The organism is Citreicoccus inhibens (genome assembly GCF_019039035.1).
Lineage (GTDB): Bacteria > Myxococcota > Myxococcia > Myxococcales > Myxococcaceae > Citreicoccus > Citreicoccus inhibens.
On the sequence record NZ_JAHNZT010000007.1, the window covers coordinates 246,153 to 268,469 of the forward strand.

General features: G+C 72.2%; 13 protein-coding genes. 7 read left to right on the top strand and 6 right to left on the bottom strand.

The genetic code is table 11. The features are described from left to right. Positions 1 to 22 precede the first annotated feature (22 nt). Complete coding sequence (locus KRR26_RS12480) at positions 23 to 556, top strand: metal-dependent hydrolase (protein WP_120204836.1); 534 nt, start codon at positions 23 to 25, stop codon at positions 554 to 556. A gap of 6 nt (positions 557 to 562) precedes the next feature. On the opposite strand, the gene KRR26_RS12485 is transcribed toward KRR26_RS12480, so the two are convergent. The 4 genes from KRR26_RS12485 to KRR26_RS12500 form a co-directional block, all read right to left on the bottom strand. Continuing rightward, positions 563 to 1,369: a glutaminyl-peptide cyclotransferase gene (locus KRR26_RS12485; protein WP_217079905.1), complete on the bottom strand. Its 807-nt coding sequence runs from the start codon at positions 1,367 to 1,369 to the stop codon at positions 563 to 565. A 32-nt stretch (positions 1,370 to 1,401) separates the two neighbouring features. Next, a complete protein-coding gene (locus KRR26_RS12490) occupies positions 1,402 to 2,940 on the bottom strand; it encodes an AcvB/VirJ family lysyl-phosphatidylglycerol hydrolase (protein ID WP_233576802.1) in 1,539 nt (512 codons plus the stop codon). Positions 2,941 to 3,293: 353 nt separating this feature from the next. Further along, positions 3,294 to 5,840: a bifunctional lysylphosphatidylglycerol flippase/synthetase MprF gene (gene mprF, locus KRR26_RS12495; protein WP_120204833.1), complete on the bottom strand. Its 2,547-nt coding sequence runs from the start codon at positions 5,838 to 5,840 to the stop codon at positions 3,294 to 3,296. 13 nt (positions 5,841 to 5,853) lie between these two features. Then, on the bottom strand, positions 5,854 to 6,354 hold the full coding sequence (locus tag KRR26_RS12500; RefSeq protein WP_233576801.1) for a response regulator transcription factor: 501 nt from the start codon (positions 6,352 to 6,354) through the stop codon (positions 5,854 to 5,856). Between the two features lie 338 nt (positions 6,355 to 6,692). Here KRR26_RS12500 and KRR26_RS12505 point away from each other — a divergent pair, with 338 nt between their 5' ends. Together KRR26_RS12505 and KRR26_RS12510 are read left to right on the top strand one after the other, a co-directional pair. Then, positions 6,693 to 8,207 (top strand): trypsin-like peptidase domain-containing protein, encoded by a 1,515-nt coding sequence (locus KRR26_RS12505; protein WP_120204830.1) that lies wholly within the window; start codon positions 6,693 to 6,695, stop codon positions 8,205 to 8,207. A 192-nt stretch (positions 8,208 to 8,399) separates the two neighbouring features. Beyond that, the gene (locus KRR26_RS12510) at positions 8,400 to 12,425 is read left to right on the top strand and encodes a serine/threonine-protein kinase (RefSeq protein WP_120204828.1); all 4,026 of its coding nucleotides are present in this window, start codon (positions 8,400 to 8,402) and stop codon (positions 12,423 to 12,425) included. Between the two features lie 63 nt (positions 12,426 to 12,488). On the opposite strand, the gene KRR26_RS12515 is transcribed toward KRR26_RS12510, so the two are convergent. Both KRR26_RS12515 and KRR26_RS12520 read right to left on the bottom strand, forming a co-directional pair. After that, entirely contained in the window at positions 12,489 to 14,354 is a 1,866-nt protein-coding gene (locus tag KRR26_RS12515) for an OPT/YSL family transporter (RefSeq protein ID WP_120204826.1), read from the bottom strand. Then, complete coding sequence (locus tag KRR26_RS12520) at positions 14,351 to 16,618, bottom strand: PAS domain S-box protein (protein WP_120204825.1); 2,268 nt, start codon at positions 16,616 to 16,618, stop codon at positions 14,351 to 14,353. The genes KRR26_RS12515 and KRR26_RS12520 overlap by 4 nt, the downstream gene beginning before the upstream one ends. A gap of 229 nt (positions 16,619 to 16,847) precedes the next feature. Here KRR26_RS12520 and KRR26_RS12525 point away from each other — a divergent pair, with 229 nt between their 5' ends. The 4 genes from KRR26_RS12525 (at position 16,848) to KRR26_RS12540 (ending at position 22,254) form a co-directional block, all read left to right on the top strand. Then, a complete protein-coding gene (locus KRR26_RS12525; protein ID WP_120204973.1) occupies positions 16,848 to 18,257 on the top strand; it encodes a serine/threonine-protein kinase in 1,410 nt (469 codons plus the stop codon). Between the two features lie 462 nt (positions 18,258 to 18,719). Beyond that, complete coding sequence (locus tag KRR26_RS12530) at positions 18,720 to 19,520, top strand: hypothetical protein (protein ID WP_407931714.1); 801 nt, start codon at positions 18,720 to 18,722, stop codon at positions 19,518 to 19,520. 213 nt (positions 19,521 to 19,733) lie between these two features. Next, on the top strand, positions 19,734 to 20,711 hold the full coding sequence (locus KRR26_RS12535; protein ID WP_120204823.1) for a sensor histidine kinase: 978 nt from the start codon (positions 19,734 to 19,736) through the stop codon (positions 20,709 to 20,711). Positions 20,712 to 20,775: 64 nt separating this feature from the next. Further along, positions 20,776 to 22,254: an FAD/NAD(P)-binding protein gene (locus tag KRR26_RS12540; RefSeq protein ID WP_217079907.1), complete on the top strand. Its 1,479-nt coding sequence runs from the start codon at positions 20,776 to 20,778 to the stop codon at positions 22,252 to 22,254. The last annotated feature ends 63 nt before the right edge of the window (positions 22,255 to 22,317 follow it).

A 22,317-nucleotide genomic window follows, 5' to 3' on the forward strand; every position in this document is an offset into this window, starting at 1 on the left:
CGAGGACTCTACGCTCGCGGGAATGAACCCCATCGTCCATGCCGAGTTGTCCTGGCTCGCAGGGCAGGGCCTCCGTGAGCGCCGAGACCGCGTCCTCGTCACCTGCGCGGGGCTGGCCCCGGACCTGGATGGGTTGTCACTGCTCGGCGGGGGCGAGGCCTACACGCGCTATCACCATGTGCTCTTCCATGGGTACGCGGGCGCGTTGCTCACCACGGCCGTCTGCGTGGCCCTCGCGCGCCAACGGGGACGCGTGGCATGGCTCGCACTCGCGGCCTTCCATCTGCATCTGTTGTGCGACCTGGCGGGGAGCGGGCCGGGATGGCCCATCCTCTACGCCTGGCCCACGAGCCACGTGGAGTGGTTCTGGACTGGCCAGTGGGACCTCGCGTCGTGGCAGAACACGCTCATCGGAGCGGTCGCGACGGTGGCGTGTCTGGTGTGCGCGGTGCCGCTGCGCCGCACGGCGGTGGAGCTGCTGTCTGCGCGCTGGGACGCGGAGGTGACGCGCGCCGTGAGGCGACGCCTGCTGGGGGAGCTGCCTCCGCCCCGCTGAGGGCCGTCACGGCGTGGCCGCGGGCTCCAGCTTCACCTCGAAGATGCTCGGCCACAGCTTGCCCGTCAGGAACATGCGCCCCGTTCCGGGCTCCAGCGCGATGCCGTTGAGCACCGCCTCGTAGCTGCTCACCTGCCCCTTCACCGCTCGCGCCAGGGCCGAGGCATCAATGACCGCCAGCACGTTGCCCGTCGCGTAGTCGATCTTCAGGATGTACGTGCTGTGCCAGACGTTGGCGTAGACCGCGTCGTCCGCGCACTCCAGCTCGTTGAGTTGATCCTGCGCCACGCCGTACATCGTCACGCGGACCGAGGACAGCTCGTGGAAGTCGCTCGGGTCGTGGAAGCGAATCGTCGCGCTGCCATCGCTGCGCACCAGCTTGCCCTGCCAGTAGCACAGGCCCCAGCCCTCGCCGCTGTAGCTGAGCGAGCGCTCGCGCGTGGGCTGCGGGCCGCTCCAGACGTACATCTTCTCGTCGCGCCACGTGAGCTGGTACAGGCGCTGTCCATCACTGGCCAGCCCCTCGGGGAAGACGCCTTCGAGCCGCTCACTCCACAGCGGCGCGGCCTGGTCCAACGAGATGCGGCGCAGGTCGCCTTCCTCGCCCGTGCTCTCGAACAGCTGCCCCTGGTGGAACTGGAGTCCCTCGGTGAAGGCCCCCGTGTCGTGAGGCCACGCCTTGACGATGCGGGCCACGAGCATCTGCGGCGCGGGGTCCGGAGCCCCGGCATCGGGCGTGTTGTGATGCGCGGGCGTGCAGCCCACCCCGAGCCACCCGACGAACAGGACCACGGACCGGACGACAGCGCGCATGCGGCTCCTCGGTGCTCCAGGACAGTCGGACCTTAGCGTGCCCAGGCGGCCAGCGCCTCGGTGATGATGCGCGCCAGGTTCGCGTAGTCACCGTCGAAGTGATGCCCCCCCTTGAGCGCCTCGATGTGCACGTTCGTCCTGCCGAGCAGCTGGGGACACACGCTCTCGTCCGCCTCCTCGGCGCTGTAGAGGCACAGCACCGGAAGGCTCCCCAGCGACTGGAGATCCGGCAGCACCGCGTGAGAGGGATTGCCCTTCCCGCCGAAGATGTCCGTGACGTGCACCTCGAACTCGGCTTCGCGCGCGGGCGCGATGAGCGCGAGCATCCGCACCCGGGCGCGCAGGTCCGGAGGGAAGCCCGCGGCGATGGCCGGCACCACGTCCGCGCCGCGCGAGTACCCCAAGAGGAGCACGCGCTGCTTGCCCCACGCGGACAGGTAATAGCGCGACGCCCGCGCGACATCGGTCGCGGTCTCCCCGGGCGTGCGGCGCTTCCAGAAGTAGCGCAGCGAGTTCCACCCCACCACGGGGATGCCCTGCTCGGACAGCGCGCGCGCCACCTCCTTGTCCAGGTTCGCCCAGCCACCGTCCCCCGTGACGAGCAACGCCAGCGTGTCGCCGCCCTGCTTCACCGCGGGGACTTCAATCAACGGCAGGTCGCTCACGGACTCCGGCGAGGGCGTGCTCGCCGCCACGGTGGAGGCATCGGGCGCGAGGCCCGCGTCCGCGCCGCTCAGGGGAGTCGCGGGCGGCGGCAGGCGCTCGGACTCCAGCGGCGTGGCGACGGCGTCATAGGCGGCCCCCAGCGCGGCCTTCCACGACTCGACGGGCGCGCGGCGCAGGCTCGTCGAGCCCGGCACCGTCATCACCTGAGCGCTCTTCATTCCGCGGAGGGAGTCCTGGAGCGCCTGGACGGGGTGCGCGGGGTCCTTCTCGGAAACCAGGACCACCCATGGCTCGAGCAGACCGCGCGCGGGCTCGAAGTGCTCACGCGAACCGCCCCCCGGGCGCGTGTGCACCAACCCCGAGCCCGAGCAGAACGCCGCCGACGTCTCCAGGTCCGAAGCGAAGTCGATGCTCACCGCCCCACGGAAGGTCCCCGGAGGAGCCTGTGCCAGCGCCGCGTAGGCGACGGCCGCGCCGGGCCCTTCACCCACGACGATGGGGTGGAGGTACTCGGGCAGGGCCGCGTGCTGTTGATAGCCCTGACTCAGCACCTCCAGGTCTCCCGCGGGGTATGCACAGCGTTTGCTCTTCTCCACCGTGCGCAGGTACGCGTTCACGTCCACGCCGAGCACGAGCGCGCCCCTCGCGGCCAGCGTGCTCGCGAGCTCCGCGCCACGTCCCTGCTCGGGCGGACCGTCCACGAGCACCAGCGCGACCGTGCGCGGAGCCGCTCCATCCGCAGGACGCACGACCGTCACGCGCCCGAAGCGCCCCCCCACCTGGAGCGTCTCGCCCAGGCCGCGCGCACCTCCATCCGGAGTCCCTCCGTCCAACCCCTGCGCGCCCGCATCGCCGCCGCCGTCCACGCCTGGAGCCACGCCTCCGTCGTTGGACTTCCGCCCCACAGCCAGTTTCCCGGCGTCGGCACCTCCATCCGCGCGGAGAGCCACGCCCGCGTCAACGGACACCCCCGCCTCGGACCGCTTCCCCGCGCCAGCGCCCGCGCGCTCCGCAGGGGGCTTCGCCGCATCAGCGTTCGTGCTCGCAAGGCGTGTCCTTTCCGCGTCGACGCCCGCGCTCCGCATCGACGGAGCCTGCGCCTCAGCTCCTGCACTCGCTGTGCCCGACCTGGCCTCGCTCGCCCCGCCCGCATCCGCGGCCCCGTCGCTCGCGGACACAGGCGCGCGGTCCGACAGGGATTGCGCGCTGGCGACCATGGCCAGCACCAGCCCCACGATGAACCCCAGCGCTCGGTTCCTCATCTCGCCACCACCCCCCCCAGGCCTCGCGAGACGAGCGAGGCGACGCCCGTGAGCACTCGCGGCAGCGCGAGCCCCCCCGGCGACGCCAGATAGCGCGGGGCCCACTCGGGACGGAACTTCTCCTTGTACTGACGCAGCCCCTGGAAATTGTAGAAGTGCTCACCGTGCCGGAAGATGAGCGAGCCCAGCCGGTGCCACATCGGCGCGAGGCTGCGGTCCTCGAAGCCGCTGAAGGGCGCCATGCCCAGGTTGAAGCGGTGGTAGCCCGCCGTTCGCCCCCAGAGCATCAACGAGGTGAAGAGGAAATCCATCACCCCGTGGGAGATCCCCGGCTCGTAGCGCATCAAGTCCACGCTCAGCTCCTCCTTCGCCGAGGGCGCCCACATGTTGGCGAAGCCCACCATGTTCCCGTCGCGCCGCACCACCGCCAGCGGCCCTTCCTCCAAGTACCCCGGTGAGAAGTAGCCCAGGCTGAAGCCCTTCTCGCGCGTGCTCTTCTCCGCCAGCCACGCATCCGAGATGGCGCGGAGCCGCGGCATCAACTCTGGCACCTGCTCCCGCGGAAGCACCTCGAAGGAATAGCCCTCCCGCTCCATGCGCCGGTGGCCATGGCGCAGGCCCCGGCGCTCCGGTCCCTCCAGGCTGAAGTCGGAGAGCGGCACCGTGGCCTCCTCGCCCAGCTTCAGCAACGACAGGCCCAGGTCCAGGTAGCGAGGCAGCGTCGTCGAGCTGACTTGATAGAAGCACGTCCAGCCGTGGTGTCGGTCCGCGAGCTCGCGGAAGCGCCACGCCAGCTCCGTGGCATCGGCCTCCGGCCCCACCGGGTCGCCCATGGAGACCCAGCTGCGCCCCGACACGCCGTACATGAGGAAGGCCGTGTTCGCGTCGTTGAGCAAGAGCGACTTGTCCCCCAGCAACGCCAGATAGGCCATGGCCTCGGAGGCGCCCATCACCAGCGGGCGCACCCGGTTCAGCTCCTCGGACGTCGGCGGGTGCGCGCGCCCTCCCGCGGGCTGGAGCAACATGGCCACGCCGAACACCAGCGCCACGCTCACCACGCCCACCGTGGCGCGCAGGAAGCGCGGCGCGTCCCCGCTGAACGTGAAGCGCCACCACAGGTCATTGCGGTAGTCGACGTGCCGGTACGAGAAGAACCCCAGCCACACCGAGGCCCCCACCACCGCCACCGTCGCCAGCAACCACCCCGGGCTGAACGCCTCGCTCAGCAACGACGTGTGTCGGTAGAACTGCCGATGAAACGGCGCCAGCGCTCCGGCGAGCAGCAACAGCAGCGTCGCCTCTTCGTAGTCCACGCCCTTCACCACCGAGAACACCGCGCCGGCCACGAGCAGCACCTCGGTCATCACGTAGGCGCCGTCCAGTCGGCGCTGGAGCCCTCGCGCGAGCAGCAACAACCCGATGCCCACCACGCTGCCCAGGAGGTGCGAGACCTCCAAGAGCGGCAGCGGCACCAGGTGGCGCAGCACCGACAGACGGTCTGACTCGGTGGGCGTGGCGCCGGAGAACAACAGCACCGCGCCCGCGATGAACGCCCCCGCGGACGCCACCCAGGGGACCACCGGCGCGAACGAGGTGTGCACCAGCTTCGCCAACCGCTTCAGGTGATGCCCGCGCCGAGCCAGCTCATTGCCCGCCAACATCAGCGCCGCCAGCATGAAGGGCAGCAGGTAGTAGACGACGCGGTAGATGAGCAGCGTGCCCACCAGGAGCGGCGTCGGCACGCGCGGCGACAGCGCCGTCAACATCACGCTCTCGAACACGCCCAGGCCCGCGGGCACCTGGCTGGCGATGCCCGCCAACTGCGCCAACGCGAACAGCGCCGTGAGCGCGGGCAGCGACATGCCGGCATCCCCCGGCAGCAGCACCCACAGCACCGCCGCTGCCAGCACCCAGTCACCGCAGGACACCGCCAACTGCGCCAGGGCCCGCGTGGGCGTGGGCAGCGACAGCTCGAGGCCGCGAATGCGCAGCGGCGCGCGCACGCGCGCGCACGTCACGACGTAGCCCACGAGCAGCGCCCACAAGGCCACGCCCAGCCCCCGCGCCAACCCCGGCGAGAGCGCCACCACGCCGCCGCCGCCCTCCAACAGGAGCGACGTGCCCAGCACCGCGGACAGCCCCACCCAGAAGGTGAGCGCGTTGAAGGCCGCCACCTGCGCCACGTCCAGCGCGCTCAGCCCCCAGGCCGAGTACAGCCGGAAGCGCACCGAGCCGCCGCTCAGCAGCGACACGCCGATGTTGTGGCCGAAGGCGTAGCCCACGAAGGACGTGAAGCCCACGCGCGGATACGGGAGCTTGCGCCCCACGTGTCCCAGCGCGAGCACGTCGTACAGCGTGAGGGCGAGGTAGTTGAGGACCGTCACCGCCAGCGCCAACCCGATGCGCCAGCCAGGGATGGCCTCCAGTCCCGCCACCACGTCGCCCCGGTGGTAGTGCGACAGCTCGCGGCGCAGCACGAAGCCCGCCACGCACAGGAGCACGATGGGCAGTAAGGCAGTGAGGACTCGCTTCACCCGGTGCATGGAGGAGGACCTGTCAGCCGGGGACAGGCAGCGCGGCCTCCACCACCGCCCGAAGGGCTTCCATTTCGAAGGGCTTGTCCAACACGCACGTGGCGCCCAGCCGCTGGGCCTCTTGATGGAGGCCCGCATCCCCGAAGGCGGTGATGAGGATGACGGGCGTGGTCCACGCCTCGCGGCGCAACCGGGCGAGCACCTCCATGCCCGAGTAGCCCGGCATGCGGACGTCCGTGATGATGAGGTCCGGGGCGCGCGTCACGTCCGCCAGCAGGCCCTCGATGATGGCGCGCACCAGGTCCGGCCCATCCGCCGCCTCCACCACCTCATATCCCTCGCGCTCCAACATCCTTCGGATGAGCGCGCGCATCTCCGACTGGTCCTCCGCCACGAGGATGCGCGGCGGCGCGCGCTCCCCGTCATCGCGCGGGCCCCGCTCCCGCGCGAGCAGCTCCATCCACTCCTGATTCATGCCGATGCCCTCCGGGCGAGGTGCGGGTTGGAGTGCGGGGATGAGCATCCGCCGTGCCACCTGCCCCCGAGGGCATGGGGCGGGATGCCCCTGGGCGAAATGCCCCGCTTGGGGCACTTTGCCCCGCCCCGCACCGCCCTCCGGGGCACCTCTCCCTGGGGAAGCGTGTTGGCCCGAGGGCTGCAATCAGGTCCCCACGTCGGACCGGATGCGGGGCATTTGAGCGCGCCCATCCCAAGGCAGCTGGGCCGCCGGTGACTCCCGGTGTCGCTGGCGGAAACGGGACCGCTGCCTCTTCCCAGGGCGCCAATCGCCCGCATCCGGACCGACGTTTTCCCCTTCCGAGCAAGGGACCTTCCCCGCTCGCATGCCCAGGAGAACGCACCATGGCTACCTCTTCTCCGTCTCGTCGCCGCGCGGCCCGTACCCTGGCGCTGGTGCCCGCGTTCGCGCTCGGAGCCTGCGGCTTCTCGTCGCCCTCCAAGCCCGCGCCCCCGCCTCCCCCCCCTGAGTCCTCCCCCGCCCTCCAAGGCGCCGTGACGCCCGCGGGCGCACGCGTGGAGCCCGCCGTGTACGCGGCCGTGCCCGGCACGCCCGGCGCCATGGTCTCGCTCGCTCCGCTGGTGGAGTCCGTGAAGGGCGCGGTCGTCAACGTCGAGGTGCAGTCCCGAGCCCACCCCGCGATGGGGGGACGCATGGGCTTGCCCCCCGGCCTGGCCGAGCGCTTCGGCATGCAGAGCCCCTTTGGTGAGATGGGCGGCACGCCCGCGCGCCAGGGCCTGGGCTCGGGCTTCATCATCGAGCCGTCCGGCACGGTCCTCACCAACAACCACGTGGTGGAGGGCGCGGACACGGTGCGCGTGAAGCTGGAGGACGGGAGAGCCTTCGACGCCGAGGTGCTCGGCCGCGACGCGCTCACGGACGTGGCCCTGCTGCGGCTGAAGGGCGCGCCCAATGACCTGCCCGCGGTGTCGCTGGGCGACTCGGATGTGCTGCGCGTGGGCGATCCGGTGATGGCCATCGGCAACCCGTTCGGCCTCGCATCGAGCGTGAGCGCGGGCATCCTCTCCGCTCGGGCGCGCGACATCCACGCGGGCCCGTATGACGACTTCCTTCAGACGGACGCGGCCATCAACCCCGGCAACTCGGGCGGCCCGCTGTTCAACATGAAGGGCGAAGTCGTGGGCATGAACACGGCCATCATCGGCGGCGCCACGGGCATCGGGTTCGCGGTGCCCGCCAACCTCATCCGCGCCGAGCTTCCGCAGCTCAAGGACACCGGCATCGTGCGCCGGGGCTGGCTGGGGCTGGCGGTGCAGGACCTCACGCCGGAGCTCTCTCGCGCGCTGGGCCTGGAGGCGCAGAAGGGCGCCGTGGTGGCCGGGCTCAACGCGGGCGGCCCTGGCGCGCGCGCGGGCCTTCGCGAGGAGGACGTCATCACCTCGGTGGGCGAGCACGCGGTGGACTCGGCGGGCGCGCTGACGCGGGCCGTGGCGCTGCTCAAGCCGGACAGCGAGGTGACGGTGCACGTGCTGCGCGGAGGCAAGCCGGTGGAGGTCCAGGTGGCCCTGGGCACCCGCCCCGCTCAGCGCGGCGAGGAGGAAGTGACGCCGCGCGACGCGCCGCCGCACCTCTCCAAGCGGCTGGGCCTCCAGATTGGCGAGTCCACCGAGGGCGAGGGCGCGCAGGTCATGGCCGTGGAGCCCGGCAGCGCCGCGGAGCGCGGGGGGCTGGCCCCCGGGATGTTGCTGGTGCAGGTGGGCGACCGGAAGATTTCCAGCGCTCGCGACGCGGCCGAGGTGCTGACCCGCGCCAAGCAGGGCACCGCGCTCCTCTTGCGCGTGCGCATGCCGGGCTCGGACGGCGTCCTCCTGCGCGCCATCGAAGTGCCGGAGCGGTAGCCCCCACCGCCGGCTCCCGGAACAGCGGAAGCGGGCGCGCGGGCGAATCGTCCGGACGCCAACAGAGTGGCCCGGCGCACCCGCCTCGCGGCCCGTGCCGGGAAGCGCGCCTGACCCTCGGGGCCCCCAGGGACGCTTGTCCGCACGTGGGGGGTTCGGCTTCCGCACCACTCCTGGCGTAGAGTGCCCCCCGTGCCGCGCTGCCTCACATGCGGGCGGCGCTGGGAAGGCTCCCACGCGCCCTGCCCGCCGAGTGCATCCCCTCCCGGGGTCACGCGTTCCGACGCGCTGCTCCACCTTCCCGAGGTCCCTGGGTACGAGCTGGAGCACGTCATCGCGCGCGGTGGCTTTGGCGTGCTGCTCGCGGCGCGCCGGAACCCGGACCTGACCGACGCCCAGCCTCGCCGCGTGGCCCTCAAGCTGGCCCGCCCCGGCAACGCGCTGGCCGAGGCGCAGCTCGAACACGAGGAGAAGGCGCTGCGGGTGCTCGGGCCGCCCACCGTGCCGCGGCTGTATGAGGCCCGCACCCTGGTGGACGGCTCGCGCGTGCTCGCGTTGGAGTACGTGCCCCTGCCCACCCTCGCGGACCGGCTGGCGCTCGTCTCCGGGCCGGTGGCGCCGCACGAGTTCGTCCGCCGCGCCCTGTCGCTGCTGTCGGCGGTGGACACGGTGCACGCGCACGGGCTCGTCCACTGCGACCTCAAACCCGAGCACGTCTTCCTGGATGACCCGCACCAGCGCGTGCGCCTGTTCGACTTCGGCCTCGTGCGGCGCGCGGTGGCGACCGCCGCGGAGGAAGAGGGCTCGGTGGGCGACACGAGCACGTTCGCGGGCACCGCCGAGTACATGGCCCCCGAGCAGTGCGCGGGCTACACGGAGCTGGACGCGCGCACGGACGTCTACGCGCTCGGCGTCATCCTCTACGAACTGCTCACGGGCCGGCCGCCCTTCTTCGGCCCCGCGTCCGAGGTGCTCCAGGCGCACCTGTCCCTGCGCCCTCCGCCGCCCTCCGAGTTCGCGCCGGTGGCGCCCGCGGTGGAGGAGGTCGTGCTGCGCTGTCTGGCCAAGGAGCGCTCCCGTCGCCCCGCCGACGCGGCCGCCATCGCCGACGCGCTCAACGAGGCGTTCCACCGCACCGGCCGTCCCTCGGAGCCGTCCGCGCTTCGGCCATCGGCCTCCGGCGACCCGCGGCCCGCGCAGGCGCGACGCTCCGTGGCCATCCTCTTCCTGACGTCGCGGGCCAACCCCGTGGCGCTCCAGAAGGTGCTCGTCTCCTACGGCGGCCACATGGCCTACTCGGACGGGCCCCACATCGCGGGCGTGTTCGACCCCGACGTGGGCGAGAACCCCGTGCGCCGAGCCATGCGCGCCGCCGAGGGGCTGGCCGAGCGCGGGCTCGCCCCCGCCGCCTTGGTGGATGTGGCCGCGGTCACCGTGCAGCGCCGCCCCACGGGCTCGCCGCGCTACCTGGGCACCATCTTCTCGCGAGAGGACCGCTACCCCACGGGCCCCGACGCGAGGGGACTCCTGCTGTCCCCCGCCGCCGCCGAGGCCGTACCGGAAGTGCCCTGCCTGCCAGTGCCCGGCCGGCCCACGCTGCTGCGCCCCGCACCGCCCGGCGCCGCGCCGCGTCCGGATGTCACGGTCCTCCAGTTGGGCAGCGAGGTGCTGCTGGGCCGCGACGCGGAGCTGGATGTGCTCCTGGAGAGCGCCCGCGCCGCGGTGACGGACTCGGCGCCCACCATCGTCACCGTGCTGGCGGACCGTGGGCTGGGCAAGAGCCACCTGTCCGCCACGCTCGCCCTGCGCCTGCGCGTCGCCCTGCCCCACGCGCGCGTCTACGCCACGCGGGCTCGCGAACCCGTGCAAGGCGATCCCGAGGGCACGCTGCGCACGCTGCTGCGCTGCGCGCTCAATGACTTCGAGCGCGACGACACGGACACGGAGGAAGAAGGCCGCGCCGCCATCTACGAGCGGCTGGGGCCCCGGCTCGGCGCGGAGCTGTGGCCCGGCGTCGCGGCCACCTTGGGCTGGTACGCGCCCGGCGGCCCGGAGCTCCACAGCTGGGCGGCGGCGCCGGGCGCGCTGCGCTCGCTGGCCATGCGCGCCACGGGTGAGTTGCTGGCCGCCAGCGCGCGTGAGCGTCCGCTGTGTCTCTTGGTGGATGACGCGCACTTCGCGGAGGAGACCGCGCTCGATGCGCTCGAGTACGCGGGGCTGGCCGAGGCGCGCGTCCCGCTCTGGGTCTGCGTGCTGGCCCGGCCGGGCTTCGAGCACAGTCGCCCCACGTGGGGCACGCGCGCGGCCCGGCAGCTCGTGCGGCCCTTGCCCCCCCTGACACCCGAGCACGCGCAAGCGCTGTGCCGCACGCTGCTCAAGCCCGTGGAGAACGTGCCCGCGCAGGCCGTGGAGCGCATCGTCGAGCGCGTGCAGCGCGTGCCGCTGTTCCTGGTGGAGCTGGTGCGCGGCCTCAAGCGCCAGGGGTTGGTGCGCCAGCGCGCGCCGGGCGGCAGTTGGTATCTGGTCACGGACGAGTTGGACCGCGTGCCGGAGCTGCGGCTGGTGGAGTGGCTGGCGGATCGCGAGCTGGGGGCCCTGCCGCCCGCGCTCGCCGCGCACGCGCGCCTGTGCGCCTTGTTGGGCACGGACTTCTCGCCCGGCACCGCGGAGGGCGTGGTGCGCGAGCTGGAGCGCGACGGCGCCGCGGCCCAGTTCCCATTGGACGTGGGCCACGCCACGCGGCGGCTCTTGGACTCGGGCCTGCTCGTGTCCCACCGACTGGAGGGACTGAGCTTCCGCAACGAGCTGGTGCGCGAGGCCGTGGCCGCGGGACTCCCCGCCGCCGAGCGCGAGCGCATCCACCACGCCGCCTATCGCTATTACCTGAGCCCCGCCGGAGCCGCGGAGCGCCAGCGCCTGCCACGCCTCACCCAGCACGCCGCCGCCGCGGGGCTGCGGGAGGAGGCCGCCGCGCTCGCCATCGACCTCGCGGAGTCCGCACGGGGCCGCCACGCCTTCCTCGACGCGGAGGCGATGTACACGCGCGCGCTGGAGCTGCTGTCCCCCGAGGACGAGCTGCGCGGCCTCACCGCCCTGCGCGGACGAGGGCTCATGCGCTACCGCATCGGGCGGTACGAGGATTCGCTGGCGGACTTCGCCGCGGCTCGGGAGAAGGCGCGGCGACTGGGCGACACCCGCGTGGAGGTGGAGCTGCTGTTGGACGAGGCCATGGCCCTCGACTGGGTGAACGACTACGCGCGCAGCGAGGCGCGGGCCCAGGAGGCGCAGGAGCTGTCCGCCACGGTGCAGTCGCCCTATGTGCAGGCGCGGTTGCTCCTCGCGCTCGGCCGCGCGCAGTTCCGCAAGGGAGACTGGCAGGACGCGCTCATGCCGCTGGAGGCCGCGGCGGACCGGGCTCGGCGCCTGGGGGACGCGGGCTACGAGACGCTGGTGGTGGCCTTGCTGTTGATGGCCGTCATCCTCCCCAACCTCAACGACATCGACGGCGCTGGCAGCGTGATGGACGAGGTCATCGCCGCGTGCACCGAGCGCGGAGATCGCTTCCATCTGGGCTCGGCCATCAACAACCGCCGCAACCTCTGGGTGGCGCGCCGAGACCTCTCCAACGCGCTGAAGGACCAGGAGCGCTTCATGCAGTTGGGGCGCGAGCTGGGCGTGGTGGGCTGGGAGTACTTCGCCGAGCACAACCTGGGCGAGCTGCTCTACCAGGCAGGAGACGTGGAGGCCGCGGCGCCACACATCGCGCGAGCCATCACCCTGGAGCGCCGTCACCCCGAGGTCGCACCGCGCCCGTGGGCCCTGCTGCTGCAAGCACGCGCCATGGCGTGGACGGGCCGCCACGCGCGAGCCCGGGAGCTGCTCACCCAGGTGCGCACCGTGTTGGGCGATGGCCGCCACGGCGTGTCGCTGAGTCCCTCCGAGGAGGTCCTCTTCGTCATGGTGGAGCTGTGCACGCGAGAGGCCAGCGCCGAAGACTGGCGCGCCCTGCGCGACCGCTCCGCCCAGGCGTCCGTGGAGCAGGAGCCGCTCGAGGTGCTGGAGATGATGGGGCTCGCCGCGCAACGCAGAGGCGACCGAGCCGAGGCCGTGCGCGTGCTCGAAGAGGCGCTGGAGCGCGCGGCGCACATCCCCACGCTCATGGAGGGCCGCATCCGCCGCTCGCTGGCGCGGGTGAGGGACATCAGCCCGGCCGCATGACATCAGCGCGTGCGGGACGCCAGCCCCGCCGCAGCCGCCACGCGGGCGCGCGGGTACGGAACATCAGCCCTGATGAATGACGCCGAGCGCGAGCAGCGCGGCGATGAGCAATCCCATGAGGGACTCGCCCGCGATGGCGCCCGCCCCCACGGCAGGCACGTGATGCACGGTGGCCTCGGGCGCCAGTCGCCGCGCCGCCACGACCAGTCCCGCGCCCAGGCACAGCGTCACCGCGAAGGAGGCTGGGGTGATGAACCCGATGCCCATGGCCACCGGGGACGGCAGCCACCGGGCCGCGCGCCCACGCGCCGCCAGGGACAGCGCCACGCCCACCGCGAAGCCGATGCCCGCCGCCAGCCCCGCTTGGGGCGGCAGACCCGCCAGCCCTCGCACGGCCACCTCCGCGACCGCGCGGAACTGCTGCGCCGAGGGCGCCGGCAACGCGGCCGAGCCCAGCCCGTACGCCCCCACCAACAGGAGCCACGCCGGCACCCCCACCGCCGCGCCCGCGAGCACGCCCAAAAGCTGCGCGATGAGCTGACTCCGAGGTGAAGCCCCCAGCACGTGCCCCGCCTTGAGCGACCACATGCTGACGCCCGTCTGCGCCGCCGCGCCCGCCACCACCGAGCCCACCGCCACATTGGGCCCCATCGCGCCTTGAAGCCCCGAAGTCGCCGCGAGAGCCCCCGCGGCGCCGAGCCCTCCCGAGCCCACCGCGCTCGGCACCAGCGCGCCCGCGAGCGCCTGCGACAACTGTCCCATCTGCCCCACGGGCGACACGTCGGTCTGCCCCGCGCCGCGCGCGCACACCGCGCACAGCGGCAGCAGCAACACCAGCGACAGCAGCAGATGCCGCGCGCCCAGGCTGAACAATCCGGCGCCCAGCCCCAGCGTCAGCAACACCGCGCCCACCGCCACGCCTCCGACCCAACGCGGCAGCGCTCCCACCTCGGCACCGCGCAGCGCCCGCAGGTCCTTCACCACGCCCAGGAAGTCGCGCGCCTGCGCCACCAACGAGGCCACCGCCGCGCCCACCAGCAGCCCCACGCCGGGCCACACCAGCCACGCGGCGAGCGCCTCGAAGCCCACCGTCGACACCCGCCCGCTGCTCACCAGCCACGGCGCGAGCACGCCCCAGGCCACGCTCGCGCCCGCCAACATGCTCAAGCCCAGATGCAGCCCCGTGAGCATCCCCACCGCCAGCAACATGGGACTGACGCCCACGCCCCAGCCCAACGTGCTCAAGGGAACTCCACCGAGCACCCCCGGCGGCACCCACTGCGAGGGCAGCCACCCGCGCGCGTCTCGCATCCAGGTGATGACCATGGCCACCGCCCCCGCGCCCGCCAGCGTGCGCCCTCGGCCCGAGCGCTGCTGGGCCCCGGGCGGTCGCGTCGCGTGCAGCGTGGAGATGAGCTCCGCCGTCGCGGTTCCCGTGGGAAACGGCAGCGCCTCTTCCACCACCAGGCGCCGGCGCAGCAACGCCGCGGCGAGCACGCCCAGCGCGCCCAGGGCCACCCCCCACGCGGCCACACCCCAACCCGGCACCGTCACGCCCACCATCATCATCGCGGGGACCGCGCCCAACAGGCCCACCGCCGCGGGCATCGCGCCCACCGCCGCCGCCGCCGTCTGCGTGATGTTGTTCTCCAGCGGCGTGTACGGCGAGCCCCGTCGCCGCGCGAGCGAGGCCAGACCACTGAAGCCCAGCACCGCCGCCAGCAACGAGCCGCTCTCCCACATGCCCGTCTTCAGGCCCATGTAGACATTGATGAGCGCCAGGAGCGCGCCAATGAGCAGCCCCGCCCCCATCGCGCGCGCCGTCAGCTCGCGAGGGGCCTCGCGCGGCGCATCGAGTCCATGAGGCGCGGCGACGGGGGGCGCCGGAACCTCGGGCGCGCCGAGCCGCTCGCCGGCCGGAGCGCTCATCGCCCACCCTCCGCCGAGCGCCCCACCAGCTCGCGCAACTGGCCCAGGTCCAGCGGTTTGCTCAACTTCAGGTTGGGCACGTCGCGCAGGAAGGACACGGTGCGCGGGGTGAACGCCCCACCGGTCATGAACACCATGCGCCCGGCCTGCTCCGGCGCGCAGCGCCCCAGCTCATGGTACAGGTCCATGCCCGTCATCCCCGGCATCATCACGTCGCAGAGGATGAGGTCGAAGCGCACGCCCTCGCTCACCAGTCGCAGCGCGGCCTGGGCGCTGTTGGCCGTGGCCACGTCGTGCTCGGAGGCCAACGAGCGCTGTAGCGCCAACGTCACGTTGGGCTCGTCATCCACCACCAGGATGCGAGCCCGCGCCCCCGGGTGCACCGGCGTGGCACCGCGCAGGCCCACCTCCGGCTCGCGTGCGGCCGCGCGCAGCACCACGCGGAAGGTGCTGCCGCGTCCGGGCTCGCTCTCCGCGTGGATGGCACCGCCCATGGACTCGATGATGCCGTGGCAGATGGACAGGCCCAGCCCCGTGCCCACGCCCACCGCCTTGGTGGTGAAGAACGGGTCGAAGATGCGCCCCAGCACCTCCGGCGTCATGCCGATGCCCGTGTCCCGCACCTCCACCACCACGCGGCCCGCCTCGCCCGCGCGGATGACGACGCGAATCTCATGGTCCTGCGTGGTCGGGCTGTCCTCGGGGATGGCCTGCGCGGCGTTGAGCAGCAGGTTGAGGAACACCTGACACAGCCGAGACTCGCTGGCCTCCACCGACGGCACCGGCTCGAACTCCGTCACCAGTCGGGCGCGGTGGCGGATGACGTTGTCCGCCATCTTGCACGCCAGCTCCACCGCGCGCCGCACATCCACCGGCAGCGTGCGCGACTCCTGCTCGCCGCGCGCGAAGACCTTCAGGTCCCTCACGATGCTGGCGATGCGCTCGGCCCCCTCCGCCGTCTCGCGCACGAGCTGCTGAAGCGAGGCCACGCTCCCCGGCTGCGGCTCGTGCGGCTCCATGCGCTCCAGCCCCTCACGGATGAGGTGCAGGTTCACCAGCATGTACGCCAGCGGGTTGTTGATTTCGTGCGCCACGCCCGCGCCCAGCGTGCCCACCGAGGCCAGGCGGTCCGCCACCACGAGCTGCGCCTGGAGCTGTTTGCGCTCCGTCGTGTCGCGGTGAACCATGATGTTCGCGATGACGCGCCCCTCCGCGTCACGCAGCGGCACCACCACGGATTCGCAGTAGCACGGGCTGCCATCCTTGCGCCGGAACTCCAGCTCTCCGGTCCAACGCCCGTGGACCTCCAGCGCCGCCAGGATGGCGCCCGTGCGCCGGTCCGGCTCGTGCGGGTACAGCACGCTGAAGAGCGTCTGGCCCAGCGCATCCGCCTTGCCCCGGCCGAACATCCGCTCCGCGCTGCTGTTCCAGTCGATGATGCCGCCGCCCAGGTCGGTGATGACGACGCCGTCGTAGATGCTCTCGAAGATGAGCGCCTGGCGGTGCAGCTCCTGCTCGGCCTGCTTGCGCGCGGTGATGTCCATCACCGTGCCCGTCACGCGCGCCGGCTGTCCCGAGGCATCACACAGCACGTCTCCCTTGCAGGAGATCCACCGCGAGCCGCTGCCCATGGGGACGATGCGGTACTCCACGTCCACCTGGGACTTGAGCTGGAGCGCCGTGGCCAGCGCCTCGCGCACCCGGGACAGGTCCCCCGGGTGCACCACTTCCTCCAGGTCCATGGCTCGCGCGGACAGCTTGCCCACCGGCAACCCCAGGAGCCGGTCCACCTGCTCGCTCCACGTCACCAGCCCGCTGTGCGCGTTCCAATCCCAGATGCCCACGCGCGCGGCGGACAGGGCCTGGCGGAGCTGCTCCTCGCGCTGCTCCAACAGCTCGCGCTTGGAGAAGCGGAACACCGTCACGGTGCCAATCTGGAGCCGATCTCCCTCCGCCAGCTCCGCCGTGGTGACGGGCATCCCGTTGAGGAACGTGCCGTTGGTGGAGTCCAGGTCCGTGACGTGGCAGAGGCCCTCGGAGGTGCGGATGATGCGCGCGTGCTTGCGGGACACGCCGTGGTCATCGATGCGCACGGCCGCGTCGGAGCCTCGGCCGATGACGTGCTCTCCAGGCTCCAGTCGGAAGGCCTTGCCGATGGCCGCCGGAGTCGTCGTGCTGATGAGGATGAGGCAGGCCCCCGTCGACGTGGGGGGTGCCAGCGCCAGTCCTGCGCACGTCGTCAACTCGTCCAGCATCATCGTCATGAGAGCCAGCCCCCGGGGTGCTGGAGAATCCACCAGCCCCCGTCCGGTAGCGTCCAATGGCCGCGGGAGGCAGAGCCCTCAACCATACTCCAGTGGACGTCCCATTCGCAGGCGCGCACCCGGCTGACCAATGGTGAACGCACGCCCCAGTGGGGTCGAGGGATGCCCCGGGACGGGGCCCGGCCCCTGCAGTGCGTCTTGCTTTCGCGGTGCTAGGGTGGGTTTCCTCATGGCGGTGGATTCCGAGAGCACCTTCCGCATCCAGGCGCGCGCGGACCTGCACGCCACGGCCCGGACGCGCGGGGCGGCCCCGCCGACCCAACACGGCCCGGGGACCCTCGCGGGCGAGTACGTGCTCAAGGTGCTGCTCGCCTCGGGGGGCCACGGCAGCGTCTACGAGGCCGAGCACCGCATCCTCGGACGCCGCGCCGCGGTGAAGGTGATGCACCCGCACCTGGCCGACCAGGGCGAGATGCTCCAGCGCTTCGTGCGCGAGGCGCGGGTGGTGAACCAGATTCGCCACCCCAACATCGTGGACGTCTACGACTTCGGCCTCATGCCGGACGGCAGCCCCTACTTCGTCATGGAGCTGCTCGCCGGCCGCACGCTCAGCCAGGTGGTGCAGGAGCGCGGGCGCCTGCCGGCCTCCCGCGCGCTGGCGTACCTGGAGCCCGTATGCGCGGCGCTGGATGCGGCGCACCGGGCGGGCGTCGTCCACCGCGACCTGAAGGCCAGCAACATCCTCGTCGTGGAGGAGGGCGAGCGCCCACGGGTGAAGCTGCTCGACTTCGGCATCGCCAAGCTCATCGAGCAGGAGCCCGGACAGGAAGGCCTCACCATCGCGGGCCAACGCCTGGGCACCGCCCACGCCATGGCCCCCGAGCAGTTCCGCGGCGGCGCCATCGGCCCGCCCACGGACGTCTACGCGCTGGGCGTGCTGCTGCATCAACTGCTCACCGGTCGCTATCCCTTCCAGTCCGAGGACCGCATGGAGCTGGAGCGGCTGCACCTGGAGGCCCCGCCGCCGCGCCCCAGCGCCAGCGCTCCCGTGTCCCCCGCCGTGGATGCCGTCGTCCTGCGCTGTCTGCACAAGGACGCGCCCCGGCGCTATCCCAGCGTGAGCGCGTTCCTGGCCGCGCTGCACGAGGCCGCCGACGAGCCGGGCCTCGCGAGCGGCCGGCCGCGCCCCGCGCTCGCCGTGCACGCGGAGGTGGTGCTGCACGAGTCCGTGCAGGACGACGACGCCGTCTACGCCTCGCTCGCCATCGCCCTGGATGCGCTCGAGCAAGGGCTGCGCGCCGCGGGCTTCCTCCTCGCGCTCCAGACGGGCACCACCCTGCTCGGCGTGCGCCCGATGGAAGGCTTCACGCCGCCCGCCAACAGCCCCGCCCGGCTGCAGGAAATCCTTCGCGCCTTGCGAGGGCTCCACGCGGATGCCCAACGCCTGGCGGATGCCGCGCGCGCCCGCGTTCATCTCTGCCTGCACCTGGGCGAGGTGGAGACGCGCGGCGAGTCTGGCGAATCCGAAGTCGTGGGCGGTCCCGTCACCGACGTGGGCGCGTGGCAGACGCGCGCGCCTGGCGGTTTCGCCGTCACCCGACCTGCTCAGGCCGCCTTGGACGCCCAGGCCGCCGAGTAGACAGCCCAAGACTCCCAATTCACTGACAACCCCTGGGTTTTGTGGGCCTTCTGCGCCCATTCACCCACCTCCTGTCGTCCAAATGAGGACTGACAGCGCAATTTTGTCGCGGAGGTGTATTTCTTTCCTTCGGAGAATCCGTCACGATTCCCCTGCCTGACAGCTACAGCACTTTTTTACCGAATTGCTGTGCCTAGGGTGGAGTCGGTGACAGGCCCACCTGTCACTACAACATGGGGGAAGACCATCATGCGCCTCACACCAGTCCAGTCGTCTGGAAGTGGATGCAGCAGCGAGGGTTTGAGCCGGGGCGTCCGCCGCCCGAACCTGGGAGCCAGCCTTGGATGGGGCTTGTTCCTGGTGGCATGCGCGGCGGGCTGCGGGCCTGAGTTCGAAGCGGATCGTGGCGCCAATGCCCGGCCCGAGGCGACGTGGGAAAGCCCGCTGGAAGGAACCAATGGCTTGTCGACCAATGGCCTCTCCACCAATGGCTTGTCGACCAATGGCCTCTCCACCAATGGCTTGTCGACCAATGGCCTCTCCACCAATGGCTTGTCGACCAATGGCTTCGCGTCGTGGTTCGACGCGAGCCCCTCGCAGCGCGACATGGTGATGCGCTACGTGGTGCGCTGCGCGGTGCCCAGCGGGCAGACGCGCAGCTACACGAGCCCGACGACGGGCGTGACGTACGCGTGGGATGGCGGCCTGGGCCTGCTGCCGGGGTGGTCCTCGGGACTTCCCGCCACGGAGACCGAGCAGCAGGTGCTGACGGCCTGCCTGGCGGCGCACGCCAACAAGTTCGGCGTGCAGATTCCCATCTCCGTGCTGGGCCGCGACGCCGCGGGCGCGGCGGTCTCCTACACGTCCCAGGAGCTGGCCACGTACAGCGAGCACGAGGCGTGCTTCTTCGGAAACATCTTCACCGGGGACGGACTCTTCGCGGCCAACGACCGGGCCTATCTGAACTCCAGTGAGAGCACGTCGCGGGCCTGCGGGCTGTCCTCGTGGGACAACAACACGGACTGCCTGCCGGTGGTCCACGTGGGCGCGTGCAGCGACTTCTGCACCAAGGGCTCGGATGGGACGCGGCCCTACTACACGCAATGCACCTACGCCGGAAAAACCTATCAACCGCTGACCACGCGCATCCGTCCGTCTGAAATCTTCCGGTGCGGCGATGGTGTCTGCCAGTTCACCGAGCACTGCGGCACGGGCGCCACCTACGACTCCTGCCGCGCCGATTGCGGCACCTGCCCTCCCTAGGCGCCGAGCCTCGGGTCCGCGAGTCGACAGCGGTCGGACCCTCCCGGGCAGCCTGTCGTGACAGGCTCGCGCGGGAGGTCCGCGAGGATTCCGTCGGCATCCACAAGCGCACCTTGCCGGCCTGCTCGCGGCGGTGTTGGATGCCGGCCGGGACCGCCCCGCGAGAAAGGGCCGCGACAGCGGCAGGCGGCCCGGGCGTCGGAGCGGGCCGAGATGACGTTACGAGCGAGGGTGACGCATCTGTCAGCGGTGACGCAGCGGCGGGGCTCGCTCCGGCGGGCCTTCCAGGCGCTGTGCGAACCACGCCCAGGCACCCCTCCCCCCGAGGAGGAGCTGCACCTCAACGAGGAGCGCGTGCGCGAGCGCACCGCCGCGCTGGAGGCCGCCAACGCCAAGCTGTCCCGCAACCTGGAGCAACTGCACGCCACCCAGGCGCAGCTCCTGTTCGCGGATCGCCTGATTGCCCTGGGCCGCATCGCGGCGGGCGTGGGGCACGAAATCAACAACCCGCTGGCCTTCATCCTCAGCAACCTCGAGTACATCCACCAGGAGCTCCAACAGAAGGAGCGCCTCACCGAGCAGGACCGGCAGGAGATCCTGGAGGCGCTGGCGGAGACGCGCGACGGCGCCGAGCGCATCCGGCTCATCGTCCGGGACCTCCAGACGTTGTCTCGCGCCGAGGACGTGGGCAGCGGGCCGGCGGACGTGGGCGCGGTGGTGCGCACGGCCGCGAAGATGGCCATGCACGAGCTGCGGCACCGCGCCCGGCTGGTCCTCGAGTGCGACGGCATGCCGCCCGTGCAGGGCAACGGCTCGCGGCTGGGACAGGTGTTCCTCAATCTGCTGCTCAACGCGGCCCAGGCCATCCCCCCGGGACATGCCGAACAGAACGAGGTGCGCATCGTGGCGCGCCACGGCCTGCCCGGGCAGGTGCTGGTGGAGGTGAAGGACACCGGCTGCGGCATCGCGCACGAGCACCGCGAGCGCATCTTCGACCCGTTCTTCACCACCAAGCCCCTGGGCGTGGGCACCGGCCTGGGCTTGTCGGTGTGCCATGGCATCGTCACGTCGCTGGGCGGAGCCTTGACGGTGGAGAGCGAGCCAGGCCGGGGCAGCACCTTCCGGGTGATGCTGCCGGTGGCCGGCGCGTTCGCTCAGCCCGCGCGCCCACTGGTCGACGCCGTCGCCTGAAACACCTGTGCATGTATCGCGGTTGACGGATGCCGCCGGGACTGCGCGGACATAGGATTGTCCGGTGCGAGCACGGACATCCTGGGATGTATTCATCGTGGGGGGCGGAGCCAGCGGGACGCTGCTGGCCCTCCACCTGCTCAAGAGCGCCCGCGCCCCCTTGCGCGTGGCGCTGGTGGAGCGAGGACCTCGACTGGGGCGGGGGCTCGCCTACGGCACGGACAATCCCCGTCACCTGCTGAACGTCCCCGCCGCGCGGATGAGCGCGTTGCCGGATGACCCCGAGCACTTCCTGCGCTGGCTGCGGCAGCAGACGCCGACCACCGTGCCGGGCGCCTTCGTCGCGCGACACCTGTTCGGCCAGTACCTGGAAGAGGTCCTGAGCCAGACGCGCGTCCAGGCCGCGCCAGGCGTGGTGCTGGAGGTCCTGCCAGGCGAAGTCACCGACGTGGCGGCCGAGCCGGAGGGGCTGCGCTGGACGCTCGCGGATGGCGCCCAGTGGACCTCGCGCGCGGGCGTGCTGGCAGCGGGCAACGCGCTGCCGGCGGACCTGCCCGTGCCCGATGGCGGCCTGTACGGAAGCGAGCGGTATCACCGCTCGCCCTGGGCCGAGTCCTCGCTGCAACGCATCGACGCGCACGCGCCGGTGCTGCTCATTGGCACGGGCCTCACCATGGTGGACGCGGTCCTGTCGCTGAGCGACCAGGGCCACCAGGGACCTCTGCACGCGCTGTCTCGCCATGGCCTGCTGCCGCACGTGCACCGCCCCGTGGGCGCCCAGGCCCCTGCCCTGCCGGAGTCCTTGCGCGTGCGCGAGCTCTTGCGCGCGGTGCGCCGCGAGGTGACGCCCGAGCCGCGCGCGACCGCCGAGGCGCCGCCGCTGCGCGTGCGCGAGGTGCTGCGCACGGTGCGCCACGAAGTGGAGGCGGCCGGGATGGACTGGCGCGCGGTGGTGGACTCGCTGCGGCCCGTGACGATTCCACTGTGGCAGCGGCTGGGCGCACCGGAGCGCCGCCGCTTCCTGCGGCACCTGCGCTCGTACTGGGAGGTGCACCGCCATCGGATGGCGCCGGACGTGGGCGCCGCCATCGACGGGCTGCGGCGCGAGGGGCGGCTTCACCTCCACGCGGCGCGGGTGCGCGGCTTCCAGTGGGACGGCGACGCGGTGGACGTGCGGCTGCGCCGGCGGGGCACGCGGGAGGAGTCGACGCTGCGCGTGGGGCACGTGGTGAACTGCACGGGCCCGAATGCCTCGCTCAGCGCGCGGAGCCATCCGCTGCTGCGCCGGGTGGTGGACGCGGGGCTCGCGCGTGAAGACCCGCTGGGTCTGGGCCTCCTCACCGAGGCGGGCGGTGTGCTGCCCCACCCCGGGGGTGACGCCTCCGAGCGCCTCTACACCCTGGGCCCGCCGCGGCGCGGAGACCTGTGGGAGACGACGGCCATCCCGGAGATCCGCCTGCAGGCCCGGGAGCTGGCCGAGCGACTGATTCAGCGGCTCGGGGCGGTGAGCAGCCCGGGTGAGCCTGCTCGCCCGTCGCGCTGACAGCCGTATTTTCCACGACGAGCGAAACGGGCCACCACCACCGGTGGCCGCGACGCAAGGGAA

Excerpts from the sequence above, each read along its gene's own strand:
- KRR26_RS12480 (WP_120204836.1), top strand. The coding sequence starts at position 23 with ATGAACCCCATCGTCCATGCCGAGTTGTCCTGGCTCGCAGGGCAGGGC.
- KRR26_RS12485 (WP_217079905.1), bottom strand. The coding sequence starts at position 1,369 with ATGCGCGCTGTCGTCCGGTCCGTGGTCCTGTTCGTCGGGTGGCTCGGG.
- mprF (WP_120204833.1), bottom strand. The coding sequence starts at position 5,840 with ATGCACCGGGTGAAGCGAGTCCTCACTGCCTTACTGCCCATCGTGCTC.
- KRR26_RS12500 (WP_233576801.1), bottom strand. The coding sequence starts at position 6,354 with ATGCTCATCCCCGCACTCCAACCCGCACCTCGCCCGGAGGGCATCGGC.
- KRR26_RS12505 (WP_120204830.1), top strand. The coding sequence starts at position 6,693 with ATGGCTACCTCTTCTCCGTCTCGTCGCCGCGCGGCCCGTACCCTGGCG.
- KRR26_RS12515 (WP_120204826.1), bottom strand. The coding sequence starts at position 14,354 with ATGAGCGCTCCGGCCGGCGAGCGGCTCGGCGCGCCCGAGGTTCCGGCG.
- KRR26_RS12520 (WP_120204825.1), bottom strand. The coding sequence starts at position 16,618 with ATGACGATGATGCTGGACGAGTTGACGACGTGCGCAGGACTGGCGCTG.
- KRR26_RS12525 (WP_120204973.1), top strand. The coding sequence starts at position 16,848 with ATGGCGGTGGATTCCGAGAGCACCTTCCGCATCCAGGCGCGCGCGGAC.
- KRR26_RS12535 (WP_120204823.1), top strand. The coding sequence starts at position 19,734 with ATGACGTTACGAGCGAGGGTGACGCATCTGTCAGCGGTGACGCAGCGG.